Annotated in this window: 17 protein-coding genes; all 17 read right to left on the bottom strand. The window is 66.1% G+C overall.

Annotated elements, in window-relative coordinates; translation table 11 throughout:
* Positions 1 to 390: 390 nt before the first annotated feature.
* The 17 genes from ACN0SE_RS07340 to ACN0SE_RS07420 all read right to left on the bottom strand — a co-directional run bounded on the left by ACN0SE_RS07340 (position 391) and on the right by ACN0SE_RS07420 (position 16,684).
* The gene (locus tag ACN0SE_RS07340; RefSeq protein WP_417523854.1) at positions 391 to 909 is read right to left on the bottom strand and encodes a redoxin domain-containing protein; all 519 of its coding nucleotides are present in this window, start codon (positions 907 to 909) and stop codon (positions 391 to 393) included.
* 29 nt (positions 910 to 938) lie between these two features.
* On the bottom strand, positions 939 to 2,120 hold the full coding sequence (locus ACN0SE_RS07345) for a LysM peptidoglycan-binding domain-containing protein (RefSeq protein WP_417523855.1): 1,182 nt from the start codon (positions 2,118 to 2,120) through the stop codon (positions 939 to 941).
* A 63-nt stretch (positions 2,121 to 2,183) separates the two neighbouring features.
* Positions 2,184 to 2,828, bottom strand: a complete 645-nt coding sequence (locus ACN0SE_RS07350; protein ID WP_417523856.1) for a protein-L-isoaspartate(D-aspartate) O-methyltransferase — start codon at positions 2,826 to 2,828, stop codon at positions 2,184 to 2,186.
* A complete protein-coding gene (gene surE / locus ACN0SE_RS07355) occupies positions 2,825 to 3,610 on the bottom strand; it encodes a 5'/3'-nucleotidase SurE (RefSeq protein ID WP_417523857.1) in 786 nt (261 codons plus the stop codon). The genes ACN0SE_RS07350 and surE overlap by 4 nt, the downstream gene beginning before the upstream one ends.
* Positions 3,611 to 3,726: 116 nt before the next feature.
* Entirely contained in the window at positions 3,727 to 4,374 is a 648-nt protein-coding gene (locus ACN0SE_RS07360; protein ID WP_417523858.1) for an SDR family NAD(P)-dependent oxidoreductase, read from the bottom strand.
* A 180-nt stretch (positions 4,375 to 4,554) separates the two neighbouring features.
* Positions 4,555 to 4,818, bottom strand: a complete 264-nt coding sequence (locus tag ACN0SE_RS07365) for a hypothetical protein (RefSeq protein ID WP_417523859.1) — start codon at positions 4,816 to 4,818, stop codon at positions 4,555 to 4,557.
* Positions 4,819 to 5,030: 212 nt separating this feature from the next.
* Positions 5,031 to 6,488, bottom strand: coding sequence for an amidophosphoribosyltransferase (purF, locus tag ACN0SE_RS07370; protein WP_417523860.1), 1,458 nt, complete (start codon positions 6,486 to 6,488; stop codon positions 5,031 to 5,033).
* A gap of 591 nt (positions 6,489 to 7,079) precedes the next feature.
* Entirely contained in the window at positions 7,080 to 7,643 is a 564-nt protein-coding gene (locus ACN0SE_RS07375) for a CvpA family protein (RefSeq protein WP_417523861.1), read from the bottom strand.
* Between the two features lie 30 nt (positions 7,644 to 7,673).
* Positions 7,674 to 9,041: a DNA repair protein RadA gene (gene radA / locus ACN0SE_RS07380; RefSeq protein ID WP_417523862.1), complete on the bottom strand. Its 1,368-nt coding sequence runs from the start codon at positions 9,039 to 9,041 to the stop codon at positions 7,674 to 7,676.
* A 45-nt stretch (positions 9,042 to 9,086) separates the two neighbouring features.
* Entirely contained in the window at positions 9,087 to 9,815 is a 729-nt protein-coding gene (locus ACN0SE_RS07385; protein WP_417523863.1) for a DNA repair protein, read from the bottom strand.
* A gap of 170 nt (positions 9,816 to 9,985) precedes the next feature.
* Complete coding sequence (locus ACN0SE_RS07390) at positions 9,986 to 10,441, bottom strand: paraquat-inducible protein A (RefSeq protein ID WP_417523864.1); 456 nt, start codon at positions 10,439 to 10,441, stop codon at positions 9,986 to 9,988.
* A 2-nt stretch (positions 10,442 to 10,443) separates the two neighbouring features.
* Positions 10,444 to 10,836: a hypothetical protein gene (locus ACN0SE_RS07395; protein WP_417523865.1), complete on the bottom strand. Its 393-nt coding sequence runs from the start codon at positions 10,834 to 10,836 to the stop codon at positions 10,444 to 10,446.
* Positions 10,837 to 11,045: 209 nt separating this feature from the next.
* On the bottom strand, positions 11,046 to 12,083 hold the full coding sequence (alr, locus tag ACN0SE_RS07400) for an alanine racemase (RefSeq protein ID WP_417523866.1): 1,038 nt from the start codon (positions 12,081 to 12,083) through the stop codon (positions 11,046 to 11,048).
* A gap of 126 nt (positions 12,084 to 12,209) precedes the next feature.
* The gene (locus ACN0SE_RS07405) at positions 12,210 to 13,700 is read right to left on the bottom strand and encodes a replicative DNA helicase (protein ID WP_417523867.1); all 1,491 of its coding nucleotides are present in this window, start codon (positions 13,698 to 13,700) and stop codon (positions 12,210 to 12,212) included.
* Positions 13,701 to 13,923: 223 nt separating this feature from the next.
* Positions 13,924 to 14,601 carry an orotate phosphoribosyltransferase gene (locus ACN0SE_RS07410; protein WP_417523868.1) on the bottom strand — a complete coding sequence of 226 codons (678 nt, stop codon included), beginning with the start codon at positions 14,599 to 14,601 and terminating at the stop codon, positions 13,924 to 13,926.
* A gap of 57 nt (positions 14,602 to 14,658) precedes the next feature.
* Positions 14,659 to 15,696, bottom strand: a complete 1,038-nt coding sequence (pyrC, locus tag ACN0SE_RS07415; protein WP_417523869.1) for a dihydroorotase — start codon at positions 15,694 to 15,696, stop codon at positions 14,659 to 14,661.
* A gap of 85 nt (positions 15,697 to 15,781) precedes the next feature.
* The gene (locus ACN0SE_RS07420) at positions 15,782 to 16,684 is read right to left on the bottom strand and encodes a phosphoadenosine phosphosulfate reductase (protein ID WP_417523870.1); all 903 of its coding nucleotides are present in this window, start codon (positions 16,682 to 16,684) and stop codon (positions 15,782 to 15,784) included.
* Positions 16,685 to 16,811: the final 127 nt, after the last annotated feature.

The raw sequence follows: 16,811 nt of genomic DNA on the forward strand, positions 1-16,811 counted from the left end.
ACCCCGCGGGCAGCCACTGGCCCGGCGCGTGGGGTGCTTGTGGCGGGTGGGGCTTTGTTGCAGCGCGTACCTCAATCTCCTCGTGGCCCGGAACAAGGGCGCAAGCCCGCCGGGCCAGCGGCTGCCCGCCCCCCGGGCTGCCGCTTTGGCTGAGCTTGGCGCTCCGGTCCGAGGTCTTCCGGAGTTGGCCGGGATAAAGCGCTGCAGAACGACTGTTTCAGCGGCACCCCGCGGGCAGCCGCTGGCCCGGCGCATGTCGTGCTTTGGGTCAGGGGAGCCTGAGAAAGACGCGGAACATGGTTCCCGACACGCCCGAAAAGCCGGGGACAAGCCGCAGACCCGGCCGCAACGCGCCCCGGGCTTGACCCGGGGCCTCCACCGCGACGCTGCTTAAAGCGTCCCGCGGGGCGGGCGGTTGGTCTCTTTGGTAAACACCATCCCGTCGAGCAATTCCGCCAGGTCGGGCCGGGCCGAGGGACCGTTGGACAAAGCGATCAGCAACAGGCTGCCGTCGGGCCGCAGGACGAACACACCGGGCTCGGCAAAGGGCGCGTCGGTCTCGGCGTCAGACAAAGGCTGGGTGACATAGAGCCCCAGCGTGGCCATCTGATCGCGCCTCAGACCATAGCCCAGGTCGAACCCCCAGCCGAATTCCGCGACATCGGCCTGCGCCTTGGCCTCGGGATCGGCCGAGACCACCACCACGTCAAACCCCGCCGCCTGCCAGTCGCCGCGCATCGCGTCGAGCCCGTTGAGGTACTTCTTGCACCGCGGGCAATGCTTGCCGCGATAGACCACCAGCAGGGTCCAGGCCTCGCGCTCGCCGCCGACGGTGATCTCGCCACCCCCGACCTTCGGAAAGCGCATCGGCGCAAGCAGCGCGCCGGCGACGGGTTTGGGCGTGGGCATGAGCGGTCCTTCCGGGGAACTTGCTGAAGTTACTGAACGTAGGGCAGGGGATCGACGCTCTCGAAGCCTTCGCGGACCTCGAAGTGCAGATACGACGGATCGCCCGCCGCCACCTTGCCCAGGGTCTGGCCGCGGCTGACGCTGTCGCCCTTCTTGACGGTGATGCCGTCGACGTTGGCATAGACCGTCAGCACGTTGTTGGCGTGCTTGATCACCACGATCGGCACCTGATCGGCATTGGCGGTGATCGCGGCGACGGTGCCGGCCTCGGCGGCCTTGACCGGGGTGCCGGCGCTGGCGGCGATGTCGATGCCGTCGTTGCGGCCCTTGGCATATTCGCGGATCACCGAGCCCGAGACCGGCATCTGCATGCGCGCGGACTTGGCGGGGGCCTTGGTCTGCTCCTTGCCGAGGTCGGGCGAGGGCGGTGTCGGCACCGGGGCGGCGGCGGGCGCCGGGGTGGCGGCGGGCAGCGGCTTCGAGGCGCTCGGCGGTGTCGGCGTGGGCGAGCCCTGGCCGGGCTCGGTGGTGGTTGTGGCCGCAGGCTCGGGCCGGGTGGCGGCGGCGCCATCCCGCACGGTGGGGATCAGCAGGAACTGGCCCTCGCGCACGGTGAATTCGCGGTCGAGCCCGTTCCAGTCGGCCAGCGCACGTACAGAGACGTTGTAGAGCCGCGCGATGGTAAAGGCGGTTTCGCCGCGTTCCACCTTGTGGCGCACCGGCTCGGCGCCGGTCTGCACCGGCGGAAGTTCGCTTGTGGTCACCGGTGTGGCGGCGGCATTGTTGATCGCGGCACCGGCGATCTCGGTGATGTCGCGGGCCTCGTTGGCGGGGCGGATCGGGCCTGTGGCGGGCTCGGTCACCTTGTAGGGCAGGGCCACGATCTCTCCGGCGCGCAGGGTGTCGTCGGCGCGCATGCCGTTGAACTTGGCCAGATCGGCGACGCTCATGCCGATGCGCTGCGCCAACCCGCCCAGGGTATCGCCACGCCGCGCCACGGCGACCTGGTAGTTGGGATAGGAAATAATCCCGCGGCTGTCGGGGCTTGGCCGGCTCGCCGTGGCATTGCGCGCCGCTTCCGACGTGTCATACTGGCTGTCGCCGATCCTGCCGCGCAGGTCGAAATCATTCGGCAGGCTCTCGCAGGCGGCCAGACCGACCAGCGCCGAGCCAGCCACGATCACCGGAAAGCGGGGCGGAAAACTCCACATCTCGATATCCCTCAAACTTCGTCCGGTTGCCCCGGATGTTCTGTTGCCAATTTTATACACCGTTCACGTGTCGCGCCCAAGTCCCTCGACCAGCGGCACAAAGCGCACGGCGCGCAATTCATCGTAATCGAAGCCGTTTTCATCACGCCTGACCCGGATCAGGCGCTGAACGGCATCGGATTGCCCCACCGGCAGCACCATGACACCACCAACGCGCAATTGCGCCAAGAGCGGGCCCGGCGGGTCCTCGGCAGCGGCGGTCACCAGGATGCGGTCGAAGGGCGCCTGATCGGGCAGTCCGAAGGAGCCGTCAGCGGTAAAGGCGGTGATGTTCGCAAGGTCGAGCTTGTCGAACACCGCCCGCGCCCCCTGCACCAGCCGCTTGTGCCGGTCGACGGTGTAGATCCGCCGCGCCAGCTGGCTCAGGATCGCCGCCTGATAGCCGGAGCCGGTGCCGACCTCGAGCACGGTGTCGCGCGGCTGCACGTCGAGCGCCTGGGTCATCAGCCCCACCACCGAGGGCTGGCTGATGGTCTGGCCGCAGGCGATGGGCAGCGGCATGTCCTCGTAGGCGCGTTCGGAAAAGAACCCCTGGATGAAATCCGCGCGGTCGATCTTTTCCATCGCGGTCAGCACGCGCTTGTCGGTCACGCCCTTGGAGCGGAGCGCATAGAGGAACTGCATCTTGCGTTCGGCCTCGGGGGTCATTCCAGCACGCCTCTCAGCGCATCGAGCGCATCGGGCGCCGTCAGGTCGGCGCGCATCGGGGTGACCGAGATATAGCCGTCGAGGTTGACGCCGGCGTCGCTGTCGGGCGCCACCGGCGCGCGCTGGTCGCCGCCGCGGATCCAGAAGAACCGCCGGCCGGAGGGCGAGAGATGCGGTTCGACGCTGAAGGCGGTGTTGTCGCGCATGCCCTGCGGCGCGGCGCGGGTGCCCTTGACCTCGGCCGCCGCCACCGGCGGGAAGTTGATGTTGTAGAACAGCTGGTAGGCCGAGGGGTTGGCCAACCGGGCCGAGAGCACCTTGCGGATGACGTCGGCGCCATGCACGCGGGCGGCCTCGAAGGGGTCGTCGAGATCGCGGTTGTCAGGGCCGTAGTACTGCGACAGCGCCATCGCCGGCAAGCCCTGCAGCGCCGCCTCCAGCGCGCCGCCCAGGGTGCCGGAATAAAGTGCGTTCTCGGCCGAGTTGTTGCCGCGGTTCACGCCCGACAGCACCAGATCGGGCGGGGTGTCCTTCATCACGTCGTGCAGGCCCACCATGACGCAATCGGCCGGGCTGCCTTCGGCGGCAAAGCGGCGGTCGCCCATTTCCGAGACCATGAAGGGATGGGTGTAGGAGATGCAATGCGCCACGCCCGATTGCTCGAACGCCGGGGCGACGGTCCAGACCTCGCCACCCGGGCCTGCGATCTCCTCGGCGATCTTGTGAAGAACCTTCAGGCCCGGCGCGTTGATGCCGTCGTCATTGGTGATGAGAATGCGCATGGAGACCCCGAATGAAAGCTGGCCTCTGCTTAGTGGAGCGGGCGCTCAGGGGCAAGGCGGGGCAGGCCGGATGCCCCCGCCGACCGGTGCCGAAATGCCATTCCGCCGCGTCGGGATCAGCCGAGGTTCAGCGCCGCCACCACCTTGGCCGCCTCGTCGCGCGGACGCGCCAGAAGCTCGGCCTCTTGTCCCGGGAAGAAGCGCGCGCGGGTGCCGCTGGGCATCTGCGCCGGTTCCAGAACGTGGACCCGGGGACCGGTGCTCTCGGTCTCGGCCTGCCAGCTGCGGGCGAGCGCGATCTGCGCGGCCTTGGTGGCGCCGTAGGAGGCAAAGAACTTCTGCCCGGCGCGGGGATCGTCGAAGAACACCGCCTGTCCCTCGGTGCCCAGCAGCGGCGCGATGAAGGGGATCAGCCGGCCCATGGCGGTGACATTGACCTCGATGCTCTTCTGCCAGTCCTTCATGTCGAGATGGCTGGCCGGCGTCAGCGGCGCGGCATGCACGGCGGTGTGGCACCAGAGGTCGAGCTTGCCCCATCGGTCGTGGATGCCGCGACAGAGCTGCGCCATGGCGGCCTCGGTGGTGATGTCCATCGGCGCCAGCGTGGCGCTGTGGCCCTTGGCCTGGATGCGGTCATCCAGTTCCTCGAGCGCACCGGTGGTGCGCGCCACGGCGATGATGTGATGGGTCGGCGCCAGCGCTTCGGCCAGGGCAGCGCCAAGCCCGCGGGAGGCGCCTGTGATCAGGGCGGTTTTCTCGGTCATGCGCCGGGTTTGCTGCGGTTCGGCGCGAAGGTCAAGCCGGAGCGCATGGGGCGGGGCGGGGAATTGCGTATTTGGGCGGGGGTGTTGGCGCTTGAGAGGCCGAGGGGTGGCCCGGGGGCGGGCGTGAAAAAGCGGCGAAGCTTGCGCGCCGCCGCTCGGGATGTCGGAATGTCGCCGGGATCAGGACCCCGGGATGGTGAGCTTGATGCCGCGGCCGTCGCGCGAGATGAAGACCTCGCCGTCGCGGATGGCGGTCACCTCGCCGCCGTTGATATGAGACCCGATGCCGACGGTGTTCACGCCGCCGTACCCGTTGCGCAGGATGGCCTTGGGGCCGGATTGCGAGGTCAGGGTGCCGAGCAGGACGGTTTCCAGCATCGGCATCTCGGCCTTTTGCGTGGCCGCGGCCTGAGTCTCGGGTGTGATCGTGACAGTCTGTGCCATTTGGCTTTCCCCATAAGTAGAAGCATCACAAGCCTACCGGGTAGGCTGTCGCACTGCGACGCTGCGAAAGGCATCTAGGCGGTCCGGACGTATAGGGGAAGGGGCCGAAAGATCATCGGCAGATTGACGCCCCGATGCTGGATCGGGGCGGCAAATTACGGCTTATTGCGGCACTGGGTCGCGGCGGTCGCAGGGGGGATGTTTACCCCGCGTTACTCGGCGGCCTTCATCTCGAAGCCCTTTTCGATCATGTCGGCCGGAATCACCGGATATTCGCCGGAGAAACAGGCGTCGCAATACTGCGGGCAGGCATTGTCGCGGCCTTCGGCCTGGCCCACGGCGCGGTAGAGCCCGTCGAGCGAGATGAACTTGAGCGAATCGACGTTGAGGTGATCGCGCATCTCGTCCTCGCTCATGGTGGCGGCCAGCAGCTTTTCGCGCTGCGGCGTGTCGACACCGTAGAAACAGGGCCAGGCGGTGGGCGGGCTGGCGATGCGGAAGTGCACCTCCTTGGCGCCGGCATCGAGGATCATCTCCTTGATCTTGCGGCTGGTGGTGCCACGCACCACCGAGTCGTCGACCAGGATCACCCGCTTGCCTTCGATCAGCGCGCGGTTGACGTTGAGCTTGAGCCGCACGCCCATGTTGCGGATCTGCTCGGTCGGTTCGATGAAGGTCCGGCCCATGTACTGGTTGCGGATGATGCCCATGCCGTAGGGGATGCCGCTCTCATGGGCAAAGCCGATCGCCGCCGGGGTGCCGCTGTCGGGCACCGGGCAGACGAGATCGGCCTCGACCGGGGCTTCGCGGGCCAGTTCGACGCCGATCTGGCGCCGGGTCTCATAGACCGAGCGGCCGCCGAGGATGCTGTCGGGGCGCGAGAAATAGACATGTTCGAAGATGCAGAAGCGCGATTTGGCCTGTGCAAATGGGCGGTGCGAATGCACCTCGCCGTTCTCGATCACCACCATTTCGCCGGGCTCGACCTCGCGGATCAGCTCGGCGCCGATGATGTCGAGCGCGCAGGTCTCTGACGACAGCGCGTAGCCGTCGTCGCCGACCTTGCCCAGCACCAGCGGCCGCACGCCCAGGGGATCGCGCACACCGATCAGCTTGGTCCGGGTCATGGCGACGATGGAGAAGGCGCCTTCGACCCGGCGCAGGGCGTCCTGCATCCGTTCCGGCACCCGGCGCTGCAGCGAGCGGGCCATCAGGTGGATGATGCATTCACTGTCCGACGAGGACTGGAAGATCGAGCCGCGCTCGATCAGCTCGCGCCGGAGCGCCTCGGCATTGGTGATATTGCCGTTGTGGGCGATCGCCGCGCCGCCCATGGAAAATTCGCCGAAGAAGGGCTGGACGTCGCGGATCGCGGTCTGTCCCTTCGATCCGGCGGTGGAATAACGCACATGGCCGATGGCGAGATCGCCCGGCAGCGTTTCCATCAGCGATTGCTTGGTGAAGTTGTCGCGCACATAGCCGAAGCGGCGTGCGGAGTTGAAGCCATGGTCGGGGTGATACGAGACGATCCCCCCGGCTTCCTGGCCGCGGTGCTGCAGGGCGTGCAGACCGAGCGCGACGAAATTGGCAGCATCGGTCACACCGACAACGCCAAAGACGCCACATTCTTCTTTGAGTTTGTCGTCATCGAAAGGATGAGCGGGGGGCATCAGGGCGTCGGCCAAGGTGTGGCTCCGAATCCGTTATTGCTTACGGGGGTTACTTAAGCCTTCGGTGCGGACATGTCACGGAACTATGACGGTCAAGTTTGTGGCATGTGCGGGGAGGGGAGGATCGCCGGGCTTTCGAGGGCCCGGAATCAAGGCCACAGGCCGCCGGGCCAGCGGCTGCCCGCCCGGACGGGCTGCCGCTTTGGCTGGGCCTGGTGTTTCGCTCGGAGGGTTTGCGGAATTGGCTGGGATAAAGTGCGGCCGAACTCAGAGTGCTGCGGCATCCCGCGGGCAGCCGCTGGCCCGGCTTGTGCCTCGGTCCGGCGGAGACTGTGGCTCAACAAACTGCGATGACAACGGTGGAGCCTGCGAGTGGCCCGGAATCAAGGACATAGGCCGCCGGGCCAGCGGCTGCCCGTCCGGACGGGCTGCCGCTTTGGTTGGGCCTGCTGGTGCCTCGCTCGGAGGTCTTGCGGATTTGGCTGGGATAAAGTTCGGCCGAACGGAGGGTGCTGCGGCATCCCGCGGGCAGCCGCGGGCCCGGCTGAAACCGAAAGCGGCGGCCCGAGGGCCGCCGCTGTTCCGAATTTCTTACTGTGCAGGTGCGTCGCAGACGCCGACGAGCTCTTCGTATTGCGTGGTGACCCAGCCCAGCGCCTGCTCGGGGTTGCGCTCTTCGATGGCGTCGGTCATCCGGCCGAAGACCTGCGCCGAGCGCGAGTCGTCGATCATCGCGATGTCCTGGCTGGTGATTACTGTCTCGTAGACGAAGAAGGCGATCGCCACCAGAAGGATGCCTCGCGCCACGCCGAACAGGAACCCGAGCCCCTGGTCGAGCCCGCCAAGCGCCGAGCGCTGGACGATCGACGAAAACAGCGGCGTGAACAGCGACACGACGACCAGAGCGGCGGCAAAGACCACCGCAAAGGCGGTGATGATGCTCAACTCGCAGCTGTCGCGGATGAAATCGCCCAGCACCGGGATTTCCTTGACCAGCGGATCGACCTGCGGCGCAAAGATGAAAGCCAGGATCGCGGCGGCGACCCAGCCGGCGATTGCCATGGCTTCACGCACCAGACCGCGCGAATAGGCCAAGAGTGCGGATAGCACGATGACAACGGCCACAATGCCGTCAACAAGTGTAAAACCTTCCATGTCCTGCCCTTCACTGCCCTCAGCGGCGCCTCAACCGGCACCAAACGTTTCGCCTACGAATGCGGTCAGATCGGCCATGCGGTTGAGTGTCAGCCCGGCATCGCCCGACATCTTGCCACCCTCGGGCACGATCGCGGACGTAAAACCAAGTTTGGCGGCTTCTTTCAACCTGTTTTCGCTCTGGCCCACCGGCCGCAGGGCACCAGATAGGCTGATTTCTCCGAAAACAACGGTTTCTGGCGGCAAAGCCGCATCTTCACGCGCGGAAAGCAGCGCAGCAGCGACCGCCAGATCGGCGGCAGGTTCGCTGACCTTCATGCCGCCGGCCACGTTGAGGTAAACGTCGAGCCCGGCAAAGGGGATGCCGCAGCGCGCCTCGAGCACCGCGAGAATCATCGCCAGCCGCGAGCCGTCCCAGCCGACGACGCTGCGCCGTGCCTGGGCATGCGGCGTCGGCGCCACCAGCGCCTGCATCTCGACCAGCACCGGGCGCGTGCCCTCGATGCCGGAGAACACCACCGATCCGGGGGCCGGGGTGCCGCGTTCGCTGAGAAACAGCGCCGAGGGGTTCAGGACCTCCTGCAGGCCCGCGCCGGTCATCTCGAAGACGCCGATTTCGTCGGCCGGGCCGAAGCGGTTCTTGACCGCGCGCAGGATGCGGAACTGGTGGCCGCGCTCGCCCTCGAAATAGAGCACGGTGTCGACCATGTGCTCGACCACCCGAGGCCCGGCGATCTGGCCGTCCTTGGTGACATGGCCCACCAGGATCACCGACATGCCCTTGCGCTTGGCAAAGGAGGTCAGCTCATGCGCCGCGGCGCGCACCTGGCTGACCGAGCCGGGGGCCGAGCCCACGTTGTCGGCCCACATGGTCTGGATCGAGTCGATGATGGCCAGCTGCGGTCGCTCCTGGTCGAGCGTGGTGAGGATGTCGCGCAGGTTGGTCTCGGCCCCAAGCCGGACCTGGGCCTTGGTCAGCCCCAGCCGCTGGGCGCGCATCCGCACCTGGGCGCTGGCCTCTTCGCCAGAGATATAGACGGTCTTGAGCCCCGCATCGGCGAATTTTGCCGCGGCCTGCAACAGAAGCGTGGATTTCCCGATGCCGGGATCGCCGCCGACGAGGATGGCGCTCGAGGGCACCAGACCGCCGCCCAACACGCGGTCAAGCTCGTCCATGCCGGAATGGGTGCGCGGCGGCGGGGTTTCCTCGGTGGAAAGATCGGAGAGCGCGACCTTGCGGCCGCGCGCCTCGCCCAGGGCTTTGCCTGCCGGCCCGGTGGAGATCCCCGCGTCTTCGGTGATCGAGTTCCAGGCGCCGCAGGCCTCGCACCGCCCGGACCATTTCGTCGTGACATTGCCGCAGGCGGTGCAGGAGAAGGTTTGTTTCGACTTGGCCATAAGGCGTCATGCCCGAGGACTGACGCCTTGCCAAGCATTCTTGGGTTATTCGGCGGCCTGACGCCCGGCCAGTTCGATCATCCGGCCATTGGCCATCCGGCTTGCCTGGCGCATGTCGGCACCGGGAGGCAGGTCGAGTTCCGGCATCACGTCCGACAGAAGCTCGGACAGGCGCTGGATTTCCGAGCGTGCGACATCTTCCTCGATCTCGACGCGCATCGCCCACTTGTGGATGTCGTTGGCAATGACCTTGGCCTCTTCGAGACGGTCCTCGATCATCTTCACCTCTTGCTGACGCTGGGTGAGGAAGGAGCGGGCCCGGTCGACCTTTTCGTCGGAATAGACTTCGGCCAGTTCGTGGCTGATCGCGCCCATCTGTGCCGCGACCTCGAGAAGGTCGGTCTCGAGCACGCTGAGATCGGGGTGATTGCGCAGAAAGATCATCCGTTCGCGCACGGCGTCGAACTCGGATTTCAGCTTGAAGACGCCCTCGCGGTCGGCCTTGTGCACCGCATCATAGGCGCGGGCCACGTCCTGCATGTTGATCGAAAAGCGGCGATGGGTGGTTTCAAGACGCAGGATACGCTGGTTCGTGGGCAGGTAGACGACAAGGCCGAGAACCAGTGCAGTGACGGCGATCTGGACGATCCAGCCGAGATCGACCGGCGGATTGCTGCCGAACTGCAGGGGTAGGGACAGCCAGGGTGCTTGCCCCAGGGCGCTCGCGATTGTATAGCCTAGCAACGCAAGGCCGGCGATCGCGTAGATTGCCATGAAGATCATTTGGAAAACGACGGCTGCCAGCCGAAGTGTAGTTTGAATGTTGCGCATCTGATCCCCCTAGGATCCTGAATGTGGGCGGCCCAGATGAGTATGAAGGCCTGCGACTTTTCGACCTAGAAGTATTTAATGATGCGTCAACCTTTGCCGTTGTTACGTGATCATTATTTCGTTTTGTCGCGTTTTGTGACGGAAGAGCACCAGATTGACCCCAAAATACAGGAACTAAACAGGTAGAGACCCCATTGGGTTTCGATGCGCCCGACACCGATTCCTTTTGTCACGGTGATATAAAGCGCGATCAGGAAGATGTCGGCCATCGCCAGCCTGCCCAGAAACGACAGCAGCGGCAGCAGATGCGTCCCCGCCCGGCCGAAATGCACGAGCGCCAGACCGATGGTTTTCACGTAGGGCGCGACCAGCGCAAAGAGCGTCACCACCAGCGCCAGAAAGATGTCGGTCGCCCAGAGCGAGCGCAGACCGGTCAGCACGCTTATCTGTTCGAGGCCGAAGAGCGGCAGCAGCCCGGCCTGCATCAGCGGCGCGGCCCAGGCCAGCGGATAGAGCAGCAGCAGCGACAGGTTGACCCAGCGCACCAGCCCGTATGTCCGGGTCTGCACGGTCAATAGACCCTTGTGTAGCCCCAGAGGCCGATCAGCACCGCCAGCAGCAGGACATGCACCACGTCCACCCAGCGCCAGGCCCGGCCAGCGGCAAAGGCCGAGGCGATGAGCGGCGCCGAGGCTACCAGCGGCAGCGCCATGCCGCCCAGCGGTTTTGTCACCATGGCCGCGACTTGCGGCAGGGTGCCAGTGTAGAGGTTGAAGAGCGGCGGCACGAAATGCGCCGCCATCCCCAGCAGCGCCAGAGCAAGGCTCGCCAGCCCAAGCCAGCGACTGGGACCGCGCGCGGCACCGGCGCGGGCGGCGGCCAGCATTGCCAGCAGCGGCAGGTAGAAGAAGGTCTGGAGGCTGAGCAGCGCCATGACCGCCGGGCTTGGTTGCAGGAACCCCATCAGTCTGCCGCCTGAGGCGCGTGGCGCCTGTCATGAGTGAGGGTCAATTGGTCGCTCCCGGTCTGTCCTGCTCCGGCCGCGGGGCCGAGTTCTCGTCAAAGATGATGATTCCCTGCGGGTCTGCAATGGCCTGCGCGGTGTCTCGCCGGATCGTGCGGCTGCATGTAACCCGGCACCGCCGCCTGTCAGCCCGTCAGAGGCCAAAAGCCTCAGGCGCCGTGATAGACCCGGGTGTAGCGCGCGCCCAGCGAGGTGAGGATCTCGTAGCCGATGGTGCCGGCCCAATCGGCCAGAACGTCGACGGTCTGATGGCGGTTGAGCAGCGACAGGCTCTCTGGCACCTGGCGCAATGCGGTGACATCGACGCCGATCAGGTCCATCGAGATCCGTCCCGCCACAGGGCAGGGCGTATCACCGGCCATCAGGCTGGCCTTGGGCCCCATGGCCCGCAAGAGCCCGTCGGCATAGCCCGCCGCGATGGTGGCGATGCGGCTGGGGCGGGAGGCGGTGAAGGTGTTGCCGTAGCCCACTGTCTCGCCCCGCTGCAGTTCGCGGGTCTGGATCACCGGGATGTCGAGGCTCACCACCGGGGCGGCGTCGGCAAAGGGCAACCCGCCATACAGGCCGATGCCAGGCCGGGTGAGGTCGAAGTGATAGTCCGCGCCCAGGAGGCAGCCACCGGTGGCCGCCAGCGAGCGCGGCGCCTCGATCCCGTCGGTCATGTCGCGGAAGCTTTGCAGCTGCCGGGCGTTCATCGCGTGGTCGGGCTCGTCGGCGCAGGCCAGATGGCTCATCACCAGCACCGGGTTCTGCGCCAGCGCGATGTCGCGCAGGGCGGCCCATTCGGCGGGCTCCATGCCCAGCCGGTTCATGCCGCTGTCGAGCTGGATGCCGAAGGGCGCGCCGGGCAGGGCCTCGACGTGGCGCAGCATCTGGTCGATGTTGTTGATCAGCGGCACCAGATCGAAATCGCGGATCAGCGCGGTGTCGCCGAGCATATGGCCCGAGAACACCAGGATCTCGGGCCCTTGGCCCAGCGCCGCGCGCAATGCCGCGCCTTCCTCGGCCAGGGCCACGAAGAAGCGCCGGGCGCCGGCCTGGGCCAGCGCGCGCGCCACCTGGGCCGCCCCAAGGCCATAGCCGTCGGCCTTGACCACGGCCGCCGTTTCGCCTTCGGAAAGCGCGGCCAGCGCGCGCCAGTTGCCGCGCAGCGCCTCGAGATCGATTGTCAGTATCGCCTGTGCCATGGCCGCTTAGTCGGTCCGCTTCGGGTCAAGGTCAAGTGGGAATTGCGCGCGAAAACCGCCCCGCAAATGACTGCGGGCCGGGCCTTGCCTGCCCCGGCCCGCAAACCTGCCCTCGCTCGATTATTCCTAGTAGTTCTGACCGCCGCCGTCCTGTTGCCAGGGCTTGGCGAGGTTGCCGAAGCGGGTGAACTGGCTTTCGAAGCTCAGCTCGACGGTGCCGATCGGGCCGTGACGCTGCTTGCCGATGATGACCTCGGCCTTGCCGTGCAGGCGCGACATCGCCTCCTGCCATTCGGCCATCTTGTCGAGCTCGTGATCGCCGGGCTTTTCGCGTTCCTTGTAGTATTCCTCGCGGAACACGAACATCACCACGTCGGCGTCCTGTTCGATCGAGCCCGATTCCCGCAGGTCCGAGAGCTGCGGCCGCTTGTCTTCGCGGCTTTCGACCTGACGCGACAGCTGCGACAGGGCGATCACCGGGATGTTCAGCTCCTTGGCGATGGCCTTAAGACCCATGGAGATCTCGGCGATCTCCTGCACCCGGTTGTCGGCGGTGCCGCGCGCCAGCTGCAGGTAGTCGATGATCAGGAGGTCGAGACCATGCGTCCGCTTGAGCCGCCGCGCCCTGGCGGCCAGCTGCGAGATCGGGATCGACGGCGTGTCGTCGATGTAAAGCGGGCAGGCCTCCAGCGCCTTGGCGGCATCGACGAAGCGGCGGAATTCCTCTTCGGTCATGTCACCCTGGCGGATCTTGTGGCTGGAGATCTCCGAGGCCTCGGCGAGGATCCGGCCGGCCAGCTGCTCGGCGCTCATCTCGAGCGAGAAGAAGCCCACCACGCCGCCGTCGATCGCGCCTTCGCTGCCGTCGGGGCGAATGCCGCGCTTGTAGGCCTTGGCGACGTTGAAGGCGATGTTGGTGGCCAGCGAGGTCTTGCCCATCGAGGGCCGCCCGGCAAGGATCAGAAGGTCGGAGGGGTGCAGACCACCGAGCTTGCGGTCCATGTCGTCAAGCCCGGTGGAAACACCGGCCAGACCGCCTTCGCGCTGATAGGCGGCGTTGGCGACGTTGACCGCGTCGGTCACCGCCTTGAGGAAGGACTGGAAGCCGCCCTCGGTCTGGCCCTGTTCGGCCAGCTTGTAGAGCTTCTGCTCGGCTTCGACGATCTGCTCGCGCGGTTCCGAGGCGACATCGACCCGCGCCGCCTTGGCCGAGATGTCCCGGCCCAGACCGATCAGGTCGCGGCGCACCGCGAGGTCATAGATCATCTGTGCATAGTCGCGCACCGCAAAGGCGCTGACCGCAGCGCCTGCCAGACGCACCAGATAGGCCGCGCCGCCCAGTTCCTGCAGGCCCTCGTCGTCCTCCATGAAAGCCTTGAGCGTGACCGGCGAGGCGAGGTTGTTCTTCGCGATCCGGGCCGCGGCGATCTCGAAGATCCGCGCATGCACCGGCTCGTAGAAATGCCGCGCGCCGATGATCGAGGCGATGCGGTCGTAGACGTCGTTGTTGGTAAGAATGGCCCCCAGAAGCTGCTGCTCGGCTTCGATGGAATGCGGCATGGTTTCTTCGGACTGAATCTCCACGCCTGTTGGATTGATCGTCGTGATCTCGTTCATATTGCCCGCTCTTGTCTTTGCCCCACGGAGGTTGTTCTAGCCAAACCGGGAGCACCAATCCATCTGCATAACCCTGTGGATGCTCCGCAGGGATAACTTTCGTGACCTTGGGTCACAGCGCCTTTGCCTCGGCTCATATGGTAGCCGATCGAAGGCGCTCTGCCAAATGTTGAATTCCGCAGTGAGTCGCAACCGGGTTGTCCCCAGTTGTCCACAGGTGGATTTATTTCTTGTTGGCTTCCTGCCACTTACGCGGATCGTTGAGGAAGGTCTCGACTTCGGCCAGCGTCTCGGCACTGAACTGGCCCTGTTCCCTGGCCTCGGCCAGCACGTCCCACCAGGTGCAGAGATGGTGCAGCGCCACGCCGTGATCGCCCAGCGTCTTCACCGTTTCGGGGAAGATGTCGTAGTAGAAGATCACCGCCGTGTGGCCGCAGGTGGCGCCGGTTTCGCGGATCGCGTCGACGAAGGAGAGCTTCGATCCGCCGTCGGTGGTGAGGTCCTCGACCAGGAGCACCCGCTGGCCTTCGGACATCGCGCCTTCGATGCGGGCGTTGCGGCCATAGCCCTTGGGCTTCTTGCGCACATAGGTCATCGGCAGGGCCATCCGCTCGGCCATCAGCGCGGCAAAGGGGATGCCTGCGGTCTCGCCCCCGGCGATATTGTCAAACGCCTCGAAGCCCGCCTCGCGCATCACCGTGACGGCGAGGAAATCCATCAGCGTCGACCGGATGCGCGGAAAGGAGATCAGTTTGCGGCAGTCGATGTAGCTGGGCGAGGGCAGGCCGGAGGCCAGGGTATAAGGCTCATCGGTGTTGAAGTTCACCGCGCCGATTTCCAGCAGCATGCGGGCGGTGAGACGGGCGATTTCTTCCTTGGCGGGATAGGTCGAGGGGATCATGGCAGGGGTCCGTTCCTGTGGCCGGCGTGGCGTGGCGTATTTGGAAAGAGAAGAAGCTCAGGTGACGCTCCAATGCACCGGGAAGCCCGGATCGAAGACGGTGACGGGGCCATCCTCGGTCTCGATCTTCTCGGGGAAGGACTGGGGGTCGCCCTTGGTCAGGGTGATCGTGGCGTCGTTGACCGGCAGGCCGTAGAAGCCGGGGCCATTGAGCGAGGCGAAGCCTTCGAGCTTGTCGAGCGCGCCGTCCTCTTCGAAGACATGGGCGAGCAGTGGCATGGTGTTGGTGGCGGTGAAACAACCGGCACAGCCACAGGCGCTTTCCTTGTTCGGATCGGTGTGCGGCGCGCTGTCGGTGCCGAGGAAGAAGCGCGCATCGCCCGAGGTGGCGGCGGCACGCAGCGCAAGGCGGTGTTCTTCGCGCTTGGCCACCGGCAGGCAGTAGTAATGCGGCTTGATGCCACCGACGAGGATGTGGTTGCGGTTGATGATCAGGTGATGGGTGGTGATCGTGGCGCCGAGGTCGGTGTCGTTGGCCTTGACGTAATCGACGCCGTTTTTGGTGGTGATATGCTCCATCACCACCCGCAGGCCGGGGGTGGCGCGGCGGATCGGGTCGAGCACCCGGTCGATGAAGACCGCCTCGCGGTCGAAGATGTCGATGTCATGGTCGACCACCTCGCCGTGCACGCAGAGCGGGCAGCCGATCTCGGCCATCCGTTCGAGCACTGGGCGGACCTTGTCGAAGTCCTTGACGCCGCTGGCGGAATTGGTGGTGGCCCCGGCCGGGTAGAGCTTGACCGCGGTGATCAGGCCAGAGGCATGGGCGGCGGCCAGATCGTCGGGGTCGGTGTCCTGCGTCAGGTAGAGCGTCATCAGCGGGGTGAAGTCCGCGCCCTCGGGCAGGGCGGCCAGGATGCGGTCGCGGTAGCGCGCGGCATCGGCCCCGGTCACCACCGGCGGCACCAGGTTCGGCATGATGATGGCGCGGGCGAAATGGCGCGTGGTTTCGGGCAGGACGGCGCGCAGCATTGCGCCATCGCGCAGATGCAGATGCCAGTCGTCGGGGCGGCGGAGGGTCAGGCTCTGGGTCATGCGCCAGCAGTTACACCAGCCGGGGAAAGGGTGCCAGAGGGCTTTGCCCGGGCCTGGGCGAAGTTACGAGCGCGAAGAGGCGGGGTCAGCCGGCCTTCTTCTTGCGGGCCTCGATCTCTTCGAGCCGGCGCTGGAACTTGGGCGCGCTTTGCCGCGAGACCACGAAGCGGCAGAGCCGTTCGGCCAGCGCGGTGCGCCGGTCGCGGTCGAGCGCGCCAAGCAGATTGCGCAGATAGCCCGGATGGCTGCGCCGCGCCCGCATCAGCCGGTAGAAGCTGTGGCGGTCGAGCTTGCCGGTGCCGGCCTTGGCGAGGATGCGGTAGAGCACCGACATCTCGAGCAGGTCGCTCTGGATGGTGTCGCCGAGGCCCGGGACCGGCAGCAGCGTGGTCTGCGGCCCGTGAAACAGCGCGGCGTGCATGGCATCGAGCGGCTCGCGCGGATCGTAGATCACATGCACCTGGTCGGCGCCCTGCGACATGTCGGGCGCATAGCCGTAACGCGAGGTGAAATCCATCGCGCGCAGATCGGTGAAGCGGTCATCCCAGCCGGCCAGGCGCGGGTTGAGCGTGGCCTGCGGCTGGATCGCCACCACGGTCGCGCCCGGTGAGGCCACCGAATAGGCGGTGGCGGCATAGGCGCAGGGTCCGGCGCCGTAGAAGATCACCCGGTCGAACTCGTCGAAGAAGCCATCGTCGGTCAGCTCGTCAAAGAACTCGTAGACCTCTTCGGTGCGAAACCAAGTCTCGCCGTCACAGACAACGCCGAGATGCGACCAGCCCATCGCCCGCACCATGTCGAACCCCAGCGGCTGGCCGGTCTCCGACAGGGCCTGGATGCCCTGAAAGCTTTCGAAGGTCACCAGCAGCGTGTCGCCTTCCTCGATGAAGGCGGCGGCATGTTTCGGGCCGAGCGGGGCGTAGAAGCCTTCTTCCTCGGCGATGTCCTTGAGCGCCCCGAACCATTTGGCCTTGGGCAAGGCGGTCATGGGGGCATCAAATGTGTTCAGCGTGTCCTGCATCATCAAATCCTCAGAGCGCACGCGTTATCTTCGCGCAATTCCCCAATGGCTATCCGACAATTTAGGCGAAAGTTGGAAAGAATGCTCGCGGAAC

This window comes from Marinovum sp., from assembly GCF_048263515.1.
GTDB lineage: Bacteria > Pseudomonadota > Alphaproteobacteria > Rhodobacterales > Rhodobacteraceae > Marinovum.

Excerpts from the sequence above, each read along its gene's own strand:
- pyrC (WP_417523869.1), bottom strand. The coding sequence starts at position 15,696 with ATGACCCAGAGCCTGACCCTCCGCCGCCCCGACGACTGGCATCTGCAT.
- ACN0SE_RS07410 (WP_417523868.1), bottom strand. The coding sequence starts at position 14,601 with ATGATCCCCTCGACCTATCCCGCCAAGGAAGAAATCGCCCGTCTCACC.
- ACN0SE_RS07350 (WP_417523856.1), bottom strand. The coding sequence starts at position 2,828 with ATGACCCCCGAGGCCGAACGCAAGATGCAGTTCCTCTATGCGCTCCGC.
- purF (WP_417523860.1), bottom strand. The coding sequence starts at position 6,488 with ATGCCCCCCGCTCATCCTTTCGATGACGACAAACTCAAAGAAGAATGT.
- ACN0SE_RS07340 (WP_417523854.1), bottom strand. The coding sequence starts at position 909 with ATGCCCACGCCCAAACCCGTCGCCGGCGCGCTGCTTGCGCCGATGCGC.
- ACN0SE_RS07420 (WP_417523870.1), bottom strand. The coding sequence starts at position 16,684 with ATGACCGCCTTGCCCAAGGCCAAATGGTTCGGGGCGCTCAAGGACATC.
- ACN0SE_RS07375 (WP_417523861.1), bottom strand. The coding sequence starts at position 7,643 with ATGGAAGGTTTTACACTTGTTGACGGCATTGTGGCCGTTGTCATCGTG.
- alr (WP_417523866.1), bottom strand. The coding sequence starts at position 12,083 with ATGGCACAGGCGATACTGACAATCGATCTCGAGGCGCTGCGCGGCAAC.
- ACN0SE_RS07365 (WP_417523859.1), bottom strand. The coding sequence starts at position 4,818 with ATGGCACAGACTGTCACGATCACACCCGAGACTCAGGCCGCGGCCACG.
- ACN0SE_RS07360 (WP_417523858.1), bottom strand. The coding sequence starts at position 4,374 with ATGACCGAGAAAACCGCCCTGATCACAGGCGCCTCCCGCGGGCTTGGC.
- ACN0SE_RS07385 (WP_417523863.1), bottom strand. The coding sequence starts at position 9,815 with ATGGCAATCTACGCGATCGCCGGCCTTGCGTTGCTAGGCTATACAATC.
- surE (WP_417523857.1), bottom strand. The coding sequence starts at position 3,610 with ATGCGCATTCTCATCACCAATGACGACGGCATCAACGCGCCGGGCCTG.
- ACN0SE_RS07405 (WP_417523867.1), bottom strand. The coding sequence starts at position 13,700 with ATGAACGAGATCACGACGATCAATCCAACAGGCGTGGAGATTCAGTCC.
- radA (WP_417523862.1), bottom strand. The coding sequence starts at position 9,041 with ATGGCCAAGTCGAAACAAACCTTCTCCTGCACCGCCTGCGGCAATGTC.
- ACN0SE_RS07345 (WP_417523855.1), bottom strand. The coding sequence starts at position 2,120 with ATGTGGAGTTTTCCGCCCCGCTTTCCGGTGATCGTGGCTGGCTCGGCG.
- ACN0SE_RS07395 (WP_417523865.1), bottom strand. The coding sequence starts at position 10,836 with ATGGGGTTCCTGCAACCAAGCCCGGCGGTCATGGCGCTGCTCAGCCTC.